We start from the raw sequence: 19,036 nt of genomic DNA, 5'->3' as shown, positions 1-19,036 counted from the left end.
GGCGCCATGGTGCCTCGTCGAAGTCGGAGCATGCAGTTTAGCCCCAGGGATCAGGCAGTCTTCATTCGGAAGCTGCATAACGGGATTGGAAGCGAATGGGAAACGACTGGTTTGAAACGAGTGCCGATTGGGCCGTCAAGTTGACATACCAGGACTTGCCGCAGTCGGTAGTTGAGTCTGCGAAGAATCAGATTGCGTCGATGCTCGCTGCAATGATCGCAGGGTACGCGAGTGTAGAGGGCAAGAAGATCGCCGTCGCATGCGGCGTTAGTCCGGTACGACCAGCACGAAAGCGTAAGGCTCAGCAGCTGCCTTCGGATCCAGTTAAAGCTGCCTTCCTACTGTCCAGCTGGTCAATGATTCACGACTACGATGATGTCATGTTGGGCGGTCATACCGGTCATTCAAGCGTGACCGTTCCGCTCGTGCTCGCACTGACCCGAGGCGCGAGCGGCCAGGATTTCATTCTGGCACAGGTCGTCGCCAACGAGATAGCTGCCCGGTTCAACATTGCCTGTGCACTCGGTCAGACCCGAGGTCAGATGGCTTCCCACCTCCATCTGATAGGCGCCGCCGTTGCTCGAGCCAAATTCGAGAAACTGTCTGCCGACCAGATGCGCCAAGCCATAGCATTTGCCCTGGCGAGTCCCGGAAAGCTCAGCTTACCGGCATTTCTCGGGTCGGATGCCAAGTTTTTCTGCGCCGCCTGGCCCGTGCGGGTAGGGTGGGAAGCGATTGACTGTGTTCATGCTGGCTTGCAGAGCGCCGTTGATGCCGTAACAGGAGCCAGTGGATTTCTCAGCCTGCATGCACCGCATGTTCAGTCAGATCTGATTGGAGGCTTGGGTGAGCGCTGGTTTACAAACACCAACAGTTTCAAGCCTTATCCGTGCTGCGGGTATATCAGTGCAGCAGTCGACTGTGTTCTGGATATCCTTGGGCATGCACCAGTTGATGTGGAGAAGGTGCGATCCATCACGGTTGAAGCCAGTATGTTCACCTTCGGGGTGGACCGTCTAACCCAGCCATACCTGGTCGGGCCTGGTTCCAGTATTGCCACCTTGAGTTTCTCCCCCGCATTCGTAGTGGCATCCACCCTCTTGCACGGTGAGTTCAGCACCGAGAACTATTGTGCGCCACGGCTTCAGGACCCAAGGCTGTGGCGCCTTGTTGAAAAAGTCCGAATCCGACACTCACGAGAGCAGACGCGGCGCTCCCTTTTTACCGGAATACCGCTCGGAATAGCGCTCAGTACCGCATCCTGGCCAGTCGCCAGAGCTTTTCTAAGGGATTTCAACCGCCTGGTTTTCCACGGCGAGGGCGCCTTGAAAACCCATTTGCGAACTATTGACCTCGGCCTCGCCTGGTTCAGTGCCCGACGGCAAGGACCGCCCGACCTGAGCAGGCTTACAAAGCCGCTTGGTAGCGAGGTCAACATTCTTCTTTCCAGTGGAAAATCGACCTCAGCGAAGAGGTCGATTCCGCGCGGGTTCGCCGGAGATGGTGACTGGAAGAGTATTCGTCAGTTGATGCGGGACAAATTTTTCCGCTGTGCCCAGCCCGTCTTCGACGGCGAACTGATCAGTGAGTGCTGGGCATTACTCGAGAGGCTGGAATCGGCAACGCCTGCCGATTTGCAGCGCATCAGTGCATATCAGTTATCTACTACGAAATACAACAACCAGAGGATAGGATCATGAAATACCTGATAGCCATTATTGTGCCGTTCATTCTCTTTCTCGGTGTTGCGGCAGGCAATATCGAAACCTGGAACTACCCCCAACTCTGGTTGATATTCGCCATCGTTGTGGCTGCCTGCCTTTGGCAACCAGCCTATAAACCGGTCGACAGAAAGGTGCCGGAAAGGGACCACGGCACCGCCACTCAGATTGTGTGGTCGGTCTACACCGCAATGGTAGTCTCGGTTGCCGAAGCGGCTTATTTCCGATTTCCGGAAGCCTTCGTATGGGACAACATTACGTCGGTCGGACTCATCCTTGCCCTTATGGGCTTCGGCTTGCGCACCTGGGCCTTCATTACCCTTGGCCGGCATTTCACCTGGCACATTACAGTTTACGAAGATCATAAGGTTATTACCGATGGTCCCTATCGACTCGTTCGTCATCCCGGTTACACCGGCGCCTGGATGCTCTACAGCGCCATTCCGCTCATGTTGCACTCCTGGGTCGCACTCGCGATTTCGGTAGTACTGCAGTTCATCGCCTATAGCCGTCGCATCAAATACGAAGAAGCGGAGCTGCGAAGCAAGCTCGGGGCCGACTACGAGCAGTATGGTCGCTCGGTCAAGACCCTGATTCCCTACGTTTGGTAGAGCAGCTTAACTCGAGGAGAGGAGATTCCCATGAATTTCATGAAACATGAACGTCAGGTTCTGAATACCTACTTTCCCGGTTTGGAAGATCGCTTACGCAGCATGGATTTCAGCCAGCGGGAGAGCAATGGCAGTGTCGTGGTTGAAACGTATCGCGAGTTCGGCGGGCCGGCCTTACTTGTCCCCAAAACGTATGGTGGCAAAGGTGCGACAGCCGTGGACGCGGTTGCCGTGCATCGGGCACTCGGCCTGCTGTCTCCATCTCTTGCGATTGCCGCGACAATGCATGATTTCACCGTCGCGTTTCTTGCGGAATACGCATTCTACGGCGATGCGACTCGACGTTACCTGCAGGAAATTGCGCAGGACAACCTCTATCTGGCCTCCGGATTTGCTGAAGGCAGGAGCGGCGCCAATATTCTCGAGCCGTCCATGAGCGCTGAAGCTGTAGATGGTGGCTACCGAATCAATGGCTGCAAGAAGCCCTGCAGCGTGTCAGCTTCCATGAATTATCTGACCGCCAGTGTTCGGCTGGTCGACAAGGATGGCGAGCTGGGGCAGCGCGCAATTGCAATCATACCGGCTACCAGCTCAGGCATTGAGCGTTCGCCATTCTGGCAGGTCAGCGCGCTCGCCGGTGCGCAGAGTCAGGAGGTCCGGTTGAGGAATGTCATCATCGAGCCGCATAACCTCTTTCTGCCGGAAGCCGAAGTGCCTCTTGATGCGGTGGAGGCCGGCGGCTTCCTGTGGTTCGAACTGCTGATAACCGCAAGTTATCTCGGTATTGCCAGCGGCATCATGGAAAAGATTTATGACCAGCGGCGCACCACTGCGGAAGAGCGTACACGCCTGCTTTCTCTCATTGAAACAGGCGCTGCTGCACTTCGAGGCATCGCGTTCGAGATGCAGAGCCAGGCTTCGCCCGAGCTGGACAGCGAAGCTCTGGTAGCCAGGGTTCTGCTCGTCCGGTATGGCATACAGCAGCAGTTAGGGCAGATCGCCTTTCTCGGAACTGAGTTAATGGGCGGAATGAACTTCATCAGCGACCCAACACTGGAATACAGCCTGGCATGCTGTGCACCCCTGGCGTTTCATCCACCATCGCGCTTGTCCATTGCTCAGGCTATTGATGGTTACATGCTCGGCGAGGCTCTACAAATGGTGTAGACGAGCCAGACAGTTTTACTCAGATGGCTGGTGAAGATGAGGTGCGAAGGGCAGTGCCTATGTCCGCATTGTTTGCAGGCTGCGGATCGCTCCCGGTGCCGACTCGAGCCGGCACAGAACAGGCTCATATTTGGCTTTGCGAGGCGGTCCGCCCGCTACAGGCCCGGGATACATGCCGACTGCTGGCGCTCCTTGATCACGGTGAGCGTCAGCGGATTTATCGGCTCCAGGCCCACGGGCGGGGGGATTTGGAGCTGCTATCACTTGGATTGCGCCGTCTTGTTCTTTCACGCTATCTGGATTGCATGCCGAGCAAATGGACATTCGGCCGAACGACTTACGGACGACCAGTAATCACTAACGGCGATGAGACAACAAGGGCTTTGCGTTTCAGTGTGACTCACACGCCAGGACTGGTTGCCATCATGGTGTTTCAGGGCATGGATGGCGGAATTGATGCTGAGTACATGCCCCCCCTGACCAGGCCGTTTCTGGGCTCGGCGTCCAGTCCGCATCGATTCTACGCAGAGTGGACCCTGAAGGAGGCCGTGACTAAAGGGATGGGGCTGGGCATGGCATTGCCCTTCCGTCAACTGAAGTTCCAAAAGGTAGATCAGGCGCTGAGGCTTCAAATTGTCGAAACAAAGCGGCAGTTGGCCGGTTGGAGCTTCCATCAGCAATTTCTGCCTAGCGCCCACTCCCTGGCTATCGCACTGGCCACGGCTCAGGCACGCCTTGGATGGTACCGAATCAGCTTTCAGGCGGCCAGAGCCCATACCTGGCCCAAGGCTTGAAGCGCCGAAGCGCTGCGCATTCGAAAAGCGCTCAATAACAATGGAGTCAGGAAGATCATGAAAATAATACTAGAACGAACGAGATGGCCAGCTATAGCTATGGCAGCCAGCCTTATCGCTCTGCCAGCGCAAGCAGAGACAAAGAATGTCATCATCCAGTGGAATGAAGTCCTACTGCAAGCCGTGCGACATGATAACCCGGGGCCGCCCATGGTCGCCCGCTCACTGGCAATTACCCATACCTGCATGTACGACGCCTGGGCGGCATTCGATGACAGGGCAGTCGGTACTGAATTGGGCGCTGCACTGCGCCGCCCGCGAGGCGAAAGAACTGACGAGAACAAGCGGCAGGCTATCAGCTTCGCCGCTTACAGCGCTGCGATAGATCTCTTCCCGGGACAGCAGGCAAAGTTCGACACACTCATGTCAGCGTTAGGCTACGATCCGGCCGATAGCCATAAGGTCGACCTTGAAAGCGCTGCAGGTGTCGGTCTCATTGCTTGCGCGGCAGTTCTAGAGAAGCGACATCGAGACGGGTCGAATCAACTGGGTGACCTCCATCCTGGTGCCTATAGTGACTATACCGGCTACAAGGCTTACAACACACCCGATGACATCATCGATGCAAACTATTGGCAGCCTCTCCGGGTTGCTGACGGGCAGGGCGGTTACAAGGTGCAGACCTTCCTGGCGCCACACTGGGGCAGGGTCAAGCCCTTCAGCTTCAACAGCCCCAAGAAGTTCAAACTTAAAAAGCCGGCGAAATATGGCAGCAGGGAATTCCTCGAACAGGCACGGGAGGTCATCAGCTATAGTGCCCATCTCACCGATACGCAGAAAGTAAAAGCCGAGTACTGGGCGGATGGGCCTCATTCCGAGACACCGCCAGGCCACTGGAACCTCCTCGCACAGCACGTTTCCCGGCGGGACCAGCACACGCTCGATCAAGACGCCAAGCTATTCTTCGCGCTGAATAATGCGGTTATGGATGCAGGAATCTGGGCGTGGTGGGCAAAGCGGGAATTTGATTACGTTCGTCCCATCTCTGCTATTCATTACCTGTTCAAAGGCCAGATGATCGAGGCCTGGGCCGGTCGCGACCTGGGCACGAGGCCAATTCTTGGCGAGACGTGGCGGCCTTATCAGGCAGAGAATTTCGTGACGCCGCCCTTTGCCGAGTATGTGTCGGGACATAGCTCCTTTAGTGCATCAGCCGCTCAGGTACTGCGGCGCTTTACTGGAAGCGATGTCTTTGGATATGCCGTGACCTTCGAACCGGGCAGCTCATTCGTCGAACCAGGGACGGTACCGGCGAATCGACTGAAGCTGACCTACGCGACATTTTCAGATGCGGCTGACGAGGCAGGTATCTCTCGACGCTTCGGCGGCATTCATTTTCGAGATGGGGATTTGGAAGCCCGACGTGTAGGGCGCGAAATCGGAGAGCTTGTCTGGAAAAGAGCGAGTCACTTGTTCAGAGATCGAGGCAAGTGACGCAGTATCGCCCTCATGCGTAACGCCCGGCCTGTCCGATGCCGAAGCTTACTGGCGCTGGGTCTGCTCGGAGCTGCTGCGCCGCAGCAGGCACTATCTCACGTCAAGTGGTTCTCGTCCTACGATACACATGCACATCCCGTCGCCTGGGAGGCATTGCTAGGGACTCAGTGGCTGATACTCTCAGCCACTGCTCTGGCAACCGTCTTCGCTGCGTGCTGGATCGCAAATCGGACGGGTGCCAGTCAGGTCAGACCATTCGCTGGTAGCCCGACGCTACAGCGCCCAGCATGGGCGTACCCGCTTATCTTCTCGGCACTGGCCATCACTATATTACTGTGCTGGAAACATGAGGTGATACTGGCGCCGGAGCTCAAATGTGAGCTGGGCGAAATTTCGGCGCTCCAGTTTTTGGTAATCGCTATCAGTCTGATTCCACGCCTGAGCGTTCTCTTTCCCTTTGGTGTGGGCTTGTTGTTCCTCAGTGGGGTCTATGAATTCGGCCTGTTTCACATGCTGGATTACGTATTCGTACTCGGTTCAGCTGCATTTTTATGGATGACCAGAGCCGGAACGCATCCATCAGACTTCCAACGTGCGTTGACCATTCTCTACCGAACGACGGGATTCTCGCTGTGCTGGGTTGGGGTGGAAAAAGTCATCTACCCGCACTGGGCTGAGGAAATACTCCAGGCTCGACCTGATCTCGCGCTTGGACTACCCAACGACTTCTTCATTCAGGGTGCGGCCCTGTTCGAGTTCAGCCTTGGATTTTTCTTTCTTGCGCAACTCTGGACCCGCGCATGCGCACTGGTTCTGACTGGTTTGATGATTTTCACCACAAGCCTGTTCGGGTTTCGCGAGGTTCTCGGTCACCTTCTGCTACACGCCATCCTGCTGACCTTTATGATCTGCGGCCCGGCACGAGTGCTTGCTCACAGCTGTTCAGGCCCCATCCGACCAGCGCTCAAGCTGGCCTGTATGTACGCGGTCTTACTGGCTGGTTCCACCCTTATCTACCACCGGCTGGCATGGCTGCTCATGCCTGGAGAAGCCTGATGTCGAATACAGCCTGTGTCAGCTCGATAATTGCGCTGACGTGCGCGTTGGTCTTTATTTCTGGCTGCAGTAGTCAGGCGGAGCCCGCCGAGGCCGAAGCGCTGCCACGGGCAGTGGTCACCGCCTCACCCGTACCGCTGGCAGAAGTGGAACGGGTGCAGACGATGGGTCGGCTCATGGCCGCCCAAGAGCTTACATTGGGCTTCAAGGCCGCAGGCGTGGTGGCTGAGGTTCTGGTGGATAGCGGAGACCTGGTTTCGCGGGGCCAGCTCCTTGCTGAACTTGATCCGTCCGAACTGGATGCCGCACTGATCAGGGCCGATGCTGTGCTGAAGCAGACCGAGCGCGCACTCAATCGCGCCATGTCCCTGCATGAACAGCGATTGATCGCCAATCAGGCGCTCGAGGACTCAAGATCCGCTCATGACGTAGCATTAGCAGATGAGCGGGCCGCACGATTCAACCGCGAGCAGTCAAGTATCCGCTCACCCGTGTCCGGACGAGTCCTTGCACGGCATACCCGGAGCCAGGAGATCGTGGCCGCCGGTCAACCGATCGTATCGGTCTCCGATGAAGATCGCGGGTGGCTGCTTTCGACTACGGTCGCGGATCGCGATGCCTTGCGAATAGAAACCGGGGCGGCCGTCACGGTGCAGTTTGATTCCTGGCCTGGCAGGCTCTTCGAAGCTGCTGTTTCACGCATTGCCGGTATGGCCAATCCCGCCACGGGCACCTTTGACCTGGAAATCGCATTCAAGCATCCAGACGAACGCTTTAGAAGTGGCCTGATCGGGCGCGCCAGTATTGTCACAGCCGGAACCGACGGTTTAGCCATACCCGTCGCTGCACTGGTCGACGTCGAAAGAGGGCGCGGTCGCATTTACGTTGTAGAAGAGGGCAGGGCCCGCAGCAGGGAAGTGCAGCTGGGCTCGCTTACTGGAGAATATATCGCTGTGACTGGCGGCCTCTCCCTGTCTGAACGCGTTATCGTAGCCGGGGCACCCTATGTGGATGACGACCAGCCCGTCAGACTGGTCGCCGCTCGAGAGCAGCAACAATGACGCCCTGGGCTTATGCAGTTCGACACTGGCAGTTTACCCTTGTCATTTTCATTTTCTTCCTGGCCCTCGGGCTCTACGCGCTGCAGAACATACCGCGCCAGGAAGACCCGAGTTTCGCCATCCCAATTACAAGCATCATCGTCAACTTTCCTGGCGCTGATCCTGAGGATGTCGAACGTCTCGCCGTGGATCCGATAGAGGACACCTTGGCCGAGCTCGATGACATCAAAGAGATTCGCTCGACCAGCGAAGACGGTCTCGCTGTGATCCGTATCGAGTTCGACTGGTCGGTCGATGCTGATAAAAAATACGATGAGGTCGTCCGGGAGATCGGCCGTATTCGTCCTGACTTGCCCGAGGAAATCGGGGAGCTGACCTTCCGTAAGACCAATCCCGGCCTCGTCAACATCATTCAGCTTGCGCTGGTATCCAGGTCCGTCGATGCCATCGAACTCAAGAAGACGACAGAAAGACTTGAGGAACGACTCGAAGCCGTGGCTGGGATTCGTCGTGCAGAGTCCTGGGCTTTTCCTGATCCCGAAATCAGAATCGCGCTAGATTTGCCGAGACTCGTCATGCTGGGTCTTGATGTCGACGCGGTCATCAGCGCCGTCGAAGGCCAGGGGCAGGTCGTTCCAGGTGGCGCAGTGGATGTCGACACCAGGCGCTTCAACCTAAAGACAAGCGGAGACTACAAGTCACTACAGGAGATCGCCCGCACAGTCGTGTCAAGTGACGAGGGTCGGATCGTTCATGTCGAGGATATCGCAGAGGTGCGCTGGGCCACCGAGGAGCAGCGATACCTTGGTCGCTACAACGGCGAGCGGGCGGCATTCGTAACGGCGAATATGAAAGATGGCGAGAACATCTTTGTCGTTCAGGCTGAGCTGGACAAGGTGCTCGCGGAGTTCTCCAGTAGTTTACCGTCCTCCATTCGTCTGGAAACAGGATTTCAACAGTCCCGTAACGTGGCGGACAGACTATCGCGTCTGAGCTTCGATTTTGTTCTGGCCCTGAGTCTTGTGGCCATAACCTTGCTACCATTGGGCCTGCGGGCCGCCGGCATCGTCATGGTTGCCATTCCGCTATCGCTGACCATGGGCCTGGCTGGGCTCTGGTTTCTAGGTCATTCGCTCAATCAGCTTTCTATTGCCGGCTTCGTGGTAGCCCTTGGGCTGCTTGTCGATGATGCCATCGTTGTGGTTGAAAATATCGCCAGACGCCTTCGTGACGGGCTTGAGCGTACTGAAGCAGCTTTGGTGGCAACCAACCAGATTGCTGTAGCCGTACTGGGATGCACCGCCACCCTGATACTGGCCTTCGTACCCCTGCTCAACCTGCCCGAAGGCGCCGGTAAATTTACCCTCAGCTTGCCGCTCGCTGTGGTTCTGACTGTTCTATCGTCGCTCATCGTTGCTTTCACAATCATCCCGTTTCTGGCCAGCCGCCTGTTGTCGAAACACAGCCCTCCCGAGGGAAACGTGTTCCTCAGGCTACTCAAGCGGGGAATCCATCGGTTCTATGCGCCTCTCGTGCGTGTAAGCCTTCGCTCGCCAAAAACCGCTCTAACGATTTGTTTCACGCTTTTCGCTTCGAGCCTGCTGCTGGTCCCCTCCATAGGCTTCTCGCTGTTTCCTGCCTCAGACAAACCGCAGTTCCTGGTGACCATCAAAACGCCTGAAGGTGCCTCGCTTGATGCCACCGACAAGGCACTGCAATTTGTCGAGGCGGAGCTTGCGCGCCACGAGGTTATCGAGCATGTGCTGAGCAACCTGGGACAAGGCAATCCCTACGTCTACTACAACGTCTTCCCACTGGAAAACAAGGCGAACACTGCCGAGGTTCTGGTAGGACTGGACCGATGGGATCCGCAGCACTCTCCTGCGTTTATCGAGAAGCTGAGGAAGCGCTTCGCGATGTATCCGGAAGCCCAGATCATTGCCAGGCGGTTCGAAAATGGCCCTCCGATCGAAGCGCCAATCGCAGTCAGGATCATGGGCCCAGAGCTCGACGTTCTACAACAAATCGCCTCACAGGCCGAGACCGCACTGAAACTGACGGCAGGTGCTCGCGATGTTAGCAACCCCATGCGTCTGCCCCGTATCGACTATGATCTGGGCTTTGACCTGGACAAGGCTGCTTTCCTCGGTATTCAGAGTCTCGATATCGACCGCTCGGTTCGGCTCGCCGTAACAGGCTACCAGGCTGGGGTCTATCGCGATGACACTGGTGATGAATACCCGATTACCCTGCGCTTGCCGATCAAAGAACGGCCCACCCTGGCGCTGCTACAGGACCTGCGCTTCTCCAGCATGGCAACGGGTGAAGCCGTCCCTCTGAATCAGATAGCACAGCCGTATCTGGTCAGTGGCCCCATTCGTATCGAGCGATTCAACAGAGCGCGCATGGTGACAGTGACGGCCTTCGTCCAGGACGGCTTTATCACCAGTGAAGTGAGCTCACGCATCTACGAAGCGTTAAGCAGGATTCCGCTACCGGCTGGCTATCGGATCGAGGCTGGTGGGGAGGCCCAGGCGGCATCGCAGAGCTTGAGTGGGCTGGGCACTGCAATGCTGCTCTCAGCTTTCGGTATCCTCGCGGTACTGGTACTGGAATTTGGTAGTTTCCGTTCCATGATGATTGTCGCAGGCGTCATTCCATTTGGCGTGGCGGGCGCACTGGTTGCGCTGTTTGTTACCGGCTACAGCCTCTCCTACATGGCCATCATCGGGTTCGTTGCGCTCGTTGGCGTTGAGATAAAGAACTCGATCCTCATGGTTGATTTCACCAATCAACTGCGACACGAAGGCACCCCACTCAACGAGGCAATCGAACAGGCCGGTGAACTGAGGTTCCTGCCAGTACTCCTGACTTCGGCCACCGCCATCGGTGGGCTAACGCCATTGGCAATAGCAGGATCAGCCCTGTATTCGCCCCTGGCGATTGTCATGATTGGCGGTCTGATCAGTTCTACCTTACTCGCAAGGATCGTCACGCCTGTCATGTACAAGCTGTTCCCACCCACTATCAATGGCCACGCCACTGAGTTCCTGCCTGACCCACTGAACAATACCTATAGGAGCACTTCATGAACGACCAGGCAATCACGAGACTCGTTATTATTTCAGCCTTTCCCTTACTGGCGCACGCAATCCTACCCTCGACGGCGATTGCTCTCGAACTTGACGAACAAACGAAGCCGCCGCGTCCAGGACTAACGATGCGTCTACACAACACGACACAGGGCCCCCTCTGGCCACCCAGCGCCTTGACTGACGAAAATGGCGACTTTATTGTCATTGGTAATCTTCTGCGGGACCAGGAAGGGCAGGTCGTGTTGAGTCCTGGCCAGGCGGCAATCGTATCAAAAGATACGATACCGCCTTTGAACAATGATGGGGTCGAAGACTTCTCGAATCCCTTCGGTGCGCCTTACAAGATTTTGCGCATGATCGATTTACGAGCAGGCAGCCCCGATCGCAATCTTGTGCTCAATACCAACTCTTACGGTCCTGCCATTGGTAGTTTCGGTGGTGGACCGCGCATACCGAGAGAGGGCGATAGTCGTTATAATCTCAATGGCTTCCACCTCAACGGACAGAACTGTCCGGAACTGTTCCCCGCCGCCTCACAAAGCCAGACATATACTCGTCCGAGCTTCGGGTTGCATGAAGCACCGGTCTGGGGGTTTCAGGGTGATGGCGTAGCCTACGATGTCGATACCGGACAACAGTATGAACCGCGGCTGAAGAATGGCTCCAACTGCTTGCCTGATGGCTGCCCAGGTGAAGACAGCTTTCACACCAGACGGGCTGAGCCGATTACGCTGGGTGAATGGCTGAAGGCCGATGTTCGAATGAAGGTTGGCCTGACGCATTACGATAGGGCACGGGCCGGCTTTACCGGAGCCAGATTCGAGGTGACTGCCCGGAAGCTTCTCCCGAATTCGATCTACACCGTCGTTCTCACGCGCTCGAGTTTCCTGGCACCCAATCCTCTGGCAAAGATGCCGCATCCGGCGACGATCAGTGCCCATATCATTTCTGACGAGCGTGGCAGTGGCCGGGTGAGCTTCTCGTTACCAAACCCGTTCCCGGATCCGATGCTTGACGATTCGAGGATGAGAGTCGTCGGCGTCGCACTTGGTTACAAGTCGGATTTCGCCCTCCATGGGGGGTGCACACTTCGCTTCGGGGCCGGCGTGGATATCCATGCAGTGGCGAGCACCGCTGCGGCAGGCGCCTTTGACTTCAGTGACCTGGTCACCATCGAGCCCTGACGCCAGGGCAGCGTCCGTTTCTTCGCAACGGCTTTTCGCGAGTGTCGACCGCATTTGATATATGATTGAAGCATTCTCTCTTTGATCAGGATGTATTGAATGGTGTCGACAGCCTTACCCGACGGCGAAGCCAAGCGTCTGGCGATTCTCGAAAGTTACGGAATTCTCGACACGCCCGTAGAGAAATCTTTCGATGATGTGGTCATGCTGCTGAGTCAGCTACTCGATGTCCCAATTGCTGCTGTCAATCTCATCGCAGGCGAGCGGCAGTGGTTCAAGGCAGAGGTAGGACTCGGCACTCGAGAGATGCCGCTGGACGACTCCATTTGCAAGTTCGCGATATTACAGCCCGGCGTGACCGTTATCCCGGATACCCGTGAAGATGAGCGCTTCGACTGCAACGCGCTTGTCACCGGCGACCCGGGACTCCGATTTTACGCCGGGACCCGCCTTGAGACCGCGGATGGGGTTGCGCTGGGCACGCTATGCGCGCTCGACCTCAAGCCTCGTGAAGCCGGGCTCACAGCTCATCAACAGTTTGTCCTGGAAACACTGGCGCAACAGATCATGAGCCAGATCGAGCTGAGAAAATCGATCAGGGATCAACAAGCGCTACTGGTGAAACAAGTGGAGATCCAGCGCGAACTGGAGATAGAGCGCGATCAGAGTCGTCAGCTTCTCGAGGGCATGGACGAAGGCTTTGTCTTTCTGGACCAGGACTTCCGGGTGCGTCAGATCAACGCCGGCGGACTCAGGTTTGAAGAACGTAGTGCCGATGACATTCTTGGCAAGACACATTGGGAGGCCTGGCCAGGCTCGGAGTCTGTCGCGCTGGGTGAGAACTATCGCCGCGCCATGCGGGAGCGGGTTCCTGTCGTGTTCGAAACCAACTACGCCTTTCCTGATGGCCGCAGTTACTGGGTTGATATCAGGGCCTATCCTGCAAATGGTGGGCTTGCTGTTTTCTACCGCGACATCACCGAGCGCAAGCTAGCTGAGACACGCTCGCGGCAGACCGCCGAGCGGCTGGAATTCACTCTTAAAGCGGCTGAAATAGGCGACTGGGACCTGGATCTTGTCAATGATACCTCGCATCGCTCCTTGCGCCACGACCAGTGCTTTGGCTATGCGCAGCCGATTGAGAACTGGGGTCGGGAGACGTTCATTCAGCATGTGCATCCGGATGATCGTCAGTACGTCATGGGGAAATTTGAGGAGTCGCTGGCTCAAATGAGGGACTGGCAGTTCGAATGCCGTGTCGTCTGGCCGGATGAAACTATTCACTGGATTGCCGTTCACGGCAGCGTTTATGGCTCAGATGCAGAGCCCACGCGCATGAGCGGCATAGTGGTTGATATTACCGAGCGAAAGCGCGTCGAGGAAGAGCTTAGGGAAAGTCAGAGTACTGCACTCGCCATTGCCCTCCAGGCTGAAAATGAGCGGCGCCGCCTCGACACCTTACTCGAGGTGGTTCCCGCAGGCATTATCGTCGCTGATGGAAAAGGTGCACTGCTCAACGTCAACGCGGAAAACCGTCGCATATGGGGCGCTCATCCCATGTCGGCCAACAACGGCCAGTATACTGAGTGGAAGGGCTGGTGGGCGGACGGTTCCGACCGCCATGGCCAGCCACTGGGGCCAGAAGATTGGGCGATGAGTCGCGCACTGAATGGTGAGCCTGCGCCCCGCCAGGTCATCGAGATCGAATCGTTTTCACCGCCGCACGAGCGGAGGATCATCCTCAACTGTGGACGACCGATTCGCACCAGCAGTGGCGAAATCGATGGTGCGATCATCGCTCAGATGGATATAACAGACCGAATCAAGGCTGAAAATGCGCTGAGGGAGGCTGATCAAAGGAAGGACGAGTTCCTGGCGATGCTTGCGCATGAGCTACGCAATCCACTGGCGCCGATCGCTTCGGCAGCCGCCATACTCGCTGGTACTGGTGTCGATGCCTCGACGGTCAGACGCACCAGCGCCGTCATCGCAAGACAGGCCCAGCATATGACGAGCCTGATCGAGGATCTACTGGACGTATCACGAGTGACGCGCGGCAAGATCGATATCGAAAACCTTGAAGTGGATCTGAAGGATGTTGTCGCCGATGCCCTTGAACAGGTGCGGCCGCTTATCGAAAAGCATCATCACCAGTTAAGCGTACAACTTGCGCCGGATGCGGCTATGGTGATTGGTGACCGGAAGCGTCTCGTGCAGATCATGACGAATCTCTTCAACAATGCGGCCAAATACACCCCGGACGGCGGTGAGATCAGGCTGGTGCTGGAAACCAGTGGCAACGATATTGATATCTCAGTGAGCGATAACGGCATTGGTATGTCAGCAGAGTTGATTGCTCAGGCCTTCGATCTGTTTTCTCAGGGCGATCGCGGGCTGGACCGGAGTCAGGGGGGGCTAGGCATCGGGTTGGCGCTGGTCCGTAGTCTGCTCGAACTCCACGGTGGGGCCATTAGCGTGCACAGTGATGGTCCTGGGTTGGGAAGTACCTTCAAAGTAACCCTGCCGAAGGCCAGCGGCAACAGAGCATCGGACTACGTCCGTCCTCGCCAGGAGATGCGACATACGCCGGTCCTGCGGATTGCTGTCGTTGATGACAACGAAGATGCTGCAGCCACACTCTCTCTACTACTCGAGACCCTGGGCCATACACTTCTGACAGCGAATTCTGCTGAAGACGCGCTCTCCAGGCTGCCAGAGTTCAGTCCTGATGTCTGCCTCCTGGACATCGGACTACCTGACATGAACGGATACGCACTCGCGCAGGCGCTTCGCGAAGCGCCATCTACTGCAGGTGCTGTTCTGGTGGCGGTAACGGGCTATGCACAGGAGCGCAATCGTCGCGAAGCGTTAGCAGCGGGATTTGATGACCTGTTCCCCAAGCCCGTTGATTTGACCGCCCTTAAACTGTATCTGGCGCAGATTGCAAACCATCGGCTTCATGTGCCTTGATAGCCTCTGCCACTCGCGATGCGGTGGGACGCCGGACCGTTACTGGTCCGGCCTCAAACGATCAAACTTGCCTGTTCTTGCCTGTGGCCGCCCGTTCCTTCATGTCTGACTGTATGTAGACCCGATCGGTCGTGCCCATGCTGGCGTGGCCGAGATCGTCCGCCATGTGTTTCAGCGGCCGGGTCGCGATGTCCTGCGATGCGCCGGTATGTCGAAGCCAGTGCGTTGTCGCGTGCCGGAGTTCCTTGGCGTCATTCTTGAAGCCGTCACTTACCATCTTGGCATAGGCGATGTCGAACGCATCCTGTACCAGTCGCGAGATCTGCCGGCTGGTCAGCCCGCCACCGTTGCGGGAATTGAGTAGCGGCTCCTTATCGCCAGGCGCTGGCGGCTCAGGCATGTTGCGATACTGGCGATACCGCTGGATATAGGTCCACATCGCCTCGGAAATCGATATATCCCGTATCTTGCGGCCCTTGCCGAAGGCCTTGAACCACCAGTTCCCCTCATGGTCACGCCAGACATGCTCCCAGACCGGCGTCCACTGGCTGCGATCCGAGAGCTCTGATATTCGCAGATAGAGCGACTTCAGGCAGGCGATGATAAAGATGGTCCGCTCGAGCTCCGGCTGTTCAACGGCGGCTGCGCAAGTCGTCTCCAGCACATAGTCCCACTGCAGCGCAGACAGTCGTTTGACCTGTTTCATCTGCGCATCCTTGATCAGGTAGGGTGAGGCCTTCCGAATGCCAGGTATCGGATTGCCCAGGATCATGTCCTCCTGCACCATATGGTCGTAAAAAACGCTTATGGCAGAGTAGGCGAGGGCGCTGCCGCTGTGGCTGGGCTTGTAGGCCTTTTTCTCGTCAGCAGAAGACTCGCGCGAAACGAAGGGCCGCCAGTCCGGATTGATATCGTGGCGATCGAGATTGTTGTCATAGATGAAGCGCTTGACTGTGGCCGTGCCGATCCAGTGCAGTGGTGGCGAATGCAGGAAATCGAAGTAGTTTTCGATGTCCGAGCGCTTGAGGTTCGATACTGGCCGTTCGGCCACTGTCCAGCTCCACAGCAGAAAACGCTCAACCTCGTTCCTGAAGCTGGTGAAGGTCTTTTCGCTTTTGCGCGAGTAGCTTTTCAAAAAGCGCTGCGCACCGATAAAGTCGTCCTTCACGCCGGGCATGGTCTCGATCAGCTTATTGAGGAACTGCAGGCTAGCAGGATACTGCTCGAGCATGCCAAGCCCCATTGGCAGTTTGATAAACACACGATGGGTATCGAACAGTGGCCTGGCTGTGAAACTCGGTTCTGGCATGCACACTCGCTACTATTGGGACGGAATTGATCGCCTTATTGTAGCTGAACGCGCATCGGCTGTATCAGCAAGTCTGGCTGGCGATTACGCGCTTTCTAAACAAGTCGCTGCTGATCATGAGCATCAGAGGCGTGACTTGCCAGGCTGATATCAGTCATGATCGGCTTGATTCAATGCATTCCAAGCTGGAGTACAAGCATGACAAACGGCGCTCAGGCCTTGATGAAGACCTTAGTGGATGCGGGTATCGAGGTCTGCTTCAGCAATCCTGGCACCAGTGAAATGCATTTCGTCGCAGCGCTCGATGGCGAACCTAAAATGCGCGCTGTGCTGGCCTTGTTCGAAGGCGTCGCGACTGGTGCGGCTGATGGTTATGCTCGCATGGCCGACAAGCCGGCAGCCACCCTGTTGCACCTGGGTGCCGGTCTCGGCAACGGTCTGGCGAACCTCCACAACGCTCGTAAGGGCAAGGTACCTATCGTCAATATCGTGGGTGATCATGCCACCCACCACGTCCAATACGATGCGCAATTGCAGTCTGATATCGAGACCGTCGCGCGGAACGTCTCGCCAGGATTCGTTCGCGCAGCTCGGAGCACGGCCACACTCTGCCAAGATGCTGCGGAGGCGATCGCTGCAGCCAGGACGCTACCGGGGCAGGTGGCCACACTGATACTGCCGGCAGATGTGTCGTGGGGTGAGGGCGGGGTAGCCAGCTCGCCTCTGCAGCCCGCGTCGCCCAGAGCTGCGGACAAGGCCGCGGTAGAAGCCATAGCCGCAGCGATCCGCTCTGGCGAGAGCGTGGCCCTGCTATTAGGTGGTCGCGCACTTCGCGAGCCCGCACTACTCGCGGCGGCACGCATTGCCGCTCACTACGGCGTTACTTTGTTTGCAGAAACGTTCCCCACACGCATGCAGCGGGGCGCGGGGCTCCCAGCTGTCGAACGCCTCGCCTATCTTGCTGAACTCGCCTCCGTACAATTGACGAATATTGAACACCTGGTATTGGTCGATGCCAAGGCGCCAGTTTCATTCTTCGCCTATCCAGGCAAACAGAGCGATCTCGTACCGGAAACCTGTCGCGTCCACACGCTTGCTGCACCTGACCAGGACGTGATGGATTGTCTTGTGAAATTGAGCGAAGTCGTCGAATCGCATGAAGCCAAGCCGACGCTGCAGGCAGCCAAGCGCCCGGGCCGCCCCAAAGGCAGGCTCACCGCTGAAAAGGTCTGCAAGGCCGTCGGACATTTGCTGCCTGAAAATGCCATCATCGTAGATGAGTCCATCACGTCTGGTCTGATGCTGTCCGTCATGACTGCAGGGGCGCCACCCCATGATCTGCTCACTCTGACTGGAGGTGCCATAGGCCAGGGGCTGCCCAATGCCGTCGGTGCGGCCATAGCCTGCCCCGATCGACCCATCCTCGCGCTCATTGGAGACGGTTCGGCGATGTATACCATTCAGGCCTTATGGACGATGGCGCGTGAACAACTCGACGTCACAACCATCATTTTCAACAACGCGTCCTACTCTGTATTGAATATCGAGCTGGAGCGTGTGGGGGCGCAGCAGGCCGGCAAGAAGGCCAGATCGCAACTGGATTTGAATGGCCCCGTAATCAGCTTTGCGCAACTGGCACAGGGTATGGGCGTGCATGGCGTGAACGTTGACACGGCCGAGGGTATGGTGAGGGCGCTCGAGTACGCCTTGAGCAATCCAGGCCCACATCTTATAGAAGCCATGATTCCTGAATCGCTGAGCGGTATGAAACGCAAGATATTGCCGTGGATGCTGCGCGCATTGCCGAGCCTGCCGCTGCCAGTAACACGGGCATTAAAAAAGAAGCTGGCACCATGAACCGACATGCTTACTGAGATTCCGTCCTGGGGAGAGAGTCTGCGACTGACTGTAGAGCTGGCAGGCACCTTCGCGTTTGCACTGTCAGGGCTGCTGAAAGGCGCACACAAGCGACTCGACCCGGTTGGCGTTTGCGTCGTAGCGTTTCTGGCTGCCTTTGGCGGCGGCACGCTGCGGGACTTGCTGCTGGACCGACGACCGTTCTTTTGGGTCCAGCATGTCGAGCTGCTCTGGGCGGTGATCATACTTTGCGCACTGGCGATGTTGTTCATGCGCCAGCGCCACCTGGCCGTGACGGAAAAAGCCATTCAATGGCCGGACGCACTTGGACTGGGGCTGTTTGCCGCCACAGGCGTTCATCTCGCGCTCGACGACCAGATGCCAATGCTCGTCGCCGTGTTGATGGGCATTGCGACTGGCGTGTTCGGCGGCGTCCTGCGTGACATTGTCTGCAATGAAACGCCCACTGCGTTTAGTGACCATCAGCCGTATGCGGTCTGTGCGTTCGTCGGCGGCTGGGTGTATGCAGGGCTATGGTGGCTGGATTCTCCGGACTGGTTGGCGCTATTGGCCTGCGTCATTGTGACAGCGGGCCTGCGAATCATTGCCTTGTGGCGAAAATGGACACTGCCGGCGTGGCGAGTGTGACCCAGCAGACGAGCAGACAACGCGCCACATTGCTCATTCGCTCGGTGGGTCGAGTCTTTCCAAGTC

At 57.1% G+C, this 19,036-nt stretch carries 13 protein-coding genes; 12 read left to right on the top strand and 1 reads right to left on the bottom strand.

Going from position 1 to position 19,036, the window contains the following annotated elements:
* The first annotated feature begins 95 nt into the window (after positions 1–95).
* The 10 genes from ACH3PB_RS06310 (at position 96) to ACH3PB_RS06265 (ending at position 15,156) form a co-directional block, all read left to right on the top strand.
* Positions 96–1,700 carry an MmgE/PrpD family protein gene (locus ACH3PB_RS06310; RefSeq protein WP_416398611.1) on the top strand — a complete coding sequence of 535 codons (1,605 nt, stop codon included), beginning with the start codon at positions 96–98 and terminating at the stop codon, positions 1,698–1,700.
* A complete protein-coding gene (locus ACH3PB_RS06305; RefSeq protein WP_416398610.1) occupies positions 1,697–2,332 on the top strand; it encodes a methyltransferase family protein in 636 nt (211 codons plus the stop codon). The genes ACH3PB_RS06310 and ACH3PB_RS06305 overlap by 4 nt, the downstream gene beginning before the upstream one ends.
* A 30-nt stretch (positions 2,333–2,362) precedes the next feature.
* Entirely contained in the window at positions 2,363–3,499 is a 1,137-nt protein-coding gene (locus ACH3PB_RS06300; RefSeq protein WP_416398609.1) for a hypothetical protein, read from the top strand.
* A 59-nt stretch (positions 3,500–3,558) separates the two neighbouring features.
* Positions 3,559–4,293, top strand: coding sequence for a 4'-phosphopantetheinyl transferase family protein (locus ACH3PB_RS06295; protein WP_416398608.1), 735 nt, complete (start codon positions 3,559–3,561; stop codon positions 4,291–4,293).
* Between the two features lie 57 nt (positions 4,294–4,350).
* Entirely contained in the window at positions 4,351–5,787 is a 1,437-nt protein-coding gene (locus tag ACH3PB_RS06290) for a vanadium-dependent haloperoxidase (RefSeq protein WP_416398607.1), read from the top strand.
* Positions 5,788–5,802: 15 nt separating this feature from the next.
* Positions 5,803–6,846 carry a DoxX family membrane protein gene (locus ACH3PB_RS06285; RefSeq protein WP_416398606.1) on the top strand — a complete coding sequence of 348 codons (1,044 nt, stop codon included), beginning with the start codon at positions 5,803–5,805 and terminating at the stop codon, positions 6,844–6,846.
* Positions 6,846–7,907 carry an efflux RND transporter periplasmic adaptor subunit gene (locus ACH3PB_RS06280; protein WP_416398605.1) on the top strand — a complete coding sequence of 354 codons (1,062 nt, stop codon included), beginning with the start codon at positions 6,846–6,848 and terminating at the stop codon, positions 7,905–7,907. Before ACH3PB_RS06285 ends, ACH3PB_RS06280 begins: the two co-directional genes overlap by 1 nt.
* Positions 7,904–10,999, top strand: coding sequence for an efflux RND transporter permease subunit (locus ACH3PB_RS06275; RefSeq protein WP_416398604.1), 3,096 nt, complete (start codon positions 7,904–7,906; stop codon positions 10,997–10,999). Before ACH3PB_RS06280 ends, ACH3PB_RS06275 begins: the two co-directional genes overlap by 4 nt.
* Entirely contained in the window at positions 10,996–12,186 is a 1,191-nt protein-coding gene (locus ACH3PB_RS06270; protein WP_416398603.1) for a hypothetical protein, read from the top strand. The genes ACH3PB_RS06275 and ACH3PB_RS06270 overlap by 4 nt, the downstream gene beginning before the upstream one ends.
* Positions 12,187–12,285: 99 nt before the next feature.
* Positions 12,286–15,156: an ATP-binding protein gene (locus ACH3PB_RS06265; RefSeq protein ID WP_416398602.1), complete on the top strand. Its 2,871-nt coding sequence runs from the start codon at positions 12,286–12,288 to the stop codon at positions 15,154–15,156.
* Positions 15,157–15,217: 61 nt separating this feature from the next.
* Here ACH3PB_RS06265 and ACH3PB_RS06260 read toward each other — a convergent pair whose 3' ends face one another.
* Positions 15,218–16,465 carry a tyrosine-type recombinase/integrase gene (locus ACH3PB_RS06260; RefSeq protein ID WP_416398601.1) on the bottom strand — a complete coding sequence of 416 codons (1,248 nt, stop codon included), beginning with the start codon at positions 16,463–16,465 and terminating at the stop codon, positions 15,218–15,220.
* A gap of 198 nt (positions 16,466–16,663) precedes the next feature.
* Between ACH3PB_RS06260 and ACH3PB_RS06255 the strand changes: the two genes are divergently transcribed.
* Both ACH3PB_RS06255 and ACH3PB_RS06250 read left to right on the top strand, forming a co-directional pair.
* The gene (locus tag ACH3PB_RS06255; RefSeq protein ID WP_416398600.1) at positions 16,664–18,322 is read left to right on the top strand and encodes an acetolactate synthase large subunit; all 1,659 of its coding nucleotides are present in this window, start codon (positions 16,664–16,666) and stop codon (positions 18,320–18,322) included.
* Positions 18,323–18,328: 6 nt separating this feature from the next.
* Positions 18,329–18,970 (top strand): trimeric intracellular cation channel family protein, encoded by a 642-nt coding sequence (locus tag ACH3PB_RS06250; protein ID WP_416398599.1) that lies wholly within the window; start codon positions 18,329–18,331, stop codon positions 18,968–18,970.
* Positions 18,971–19,036 lie beyond the last annotated feature (66 nt).

It is taken from the genome of Allohahella sp. A8, from assembly GCF_047946665.1.
Classification (GTDB): domain Bacteria; phylum Pseudomonadota; class Gammaproteobacteria; order Pseudomonadales; family Oleiphilaceae; genus Allohahella.
This window is presented reverse-complemented; position numbering and strand designations above follow the sequence as displayed.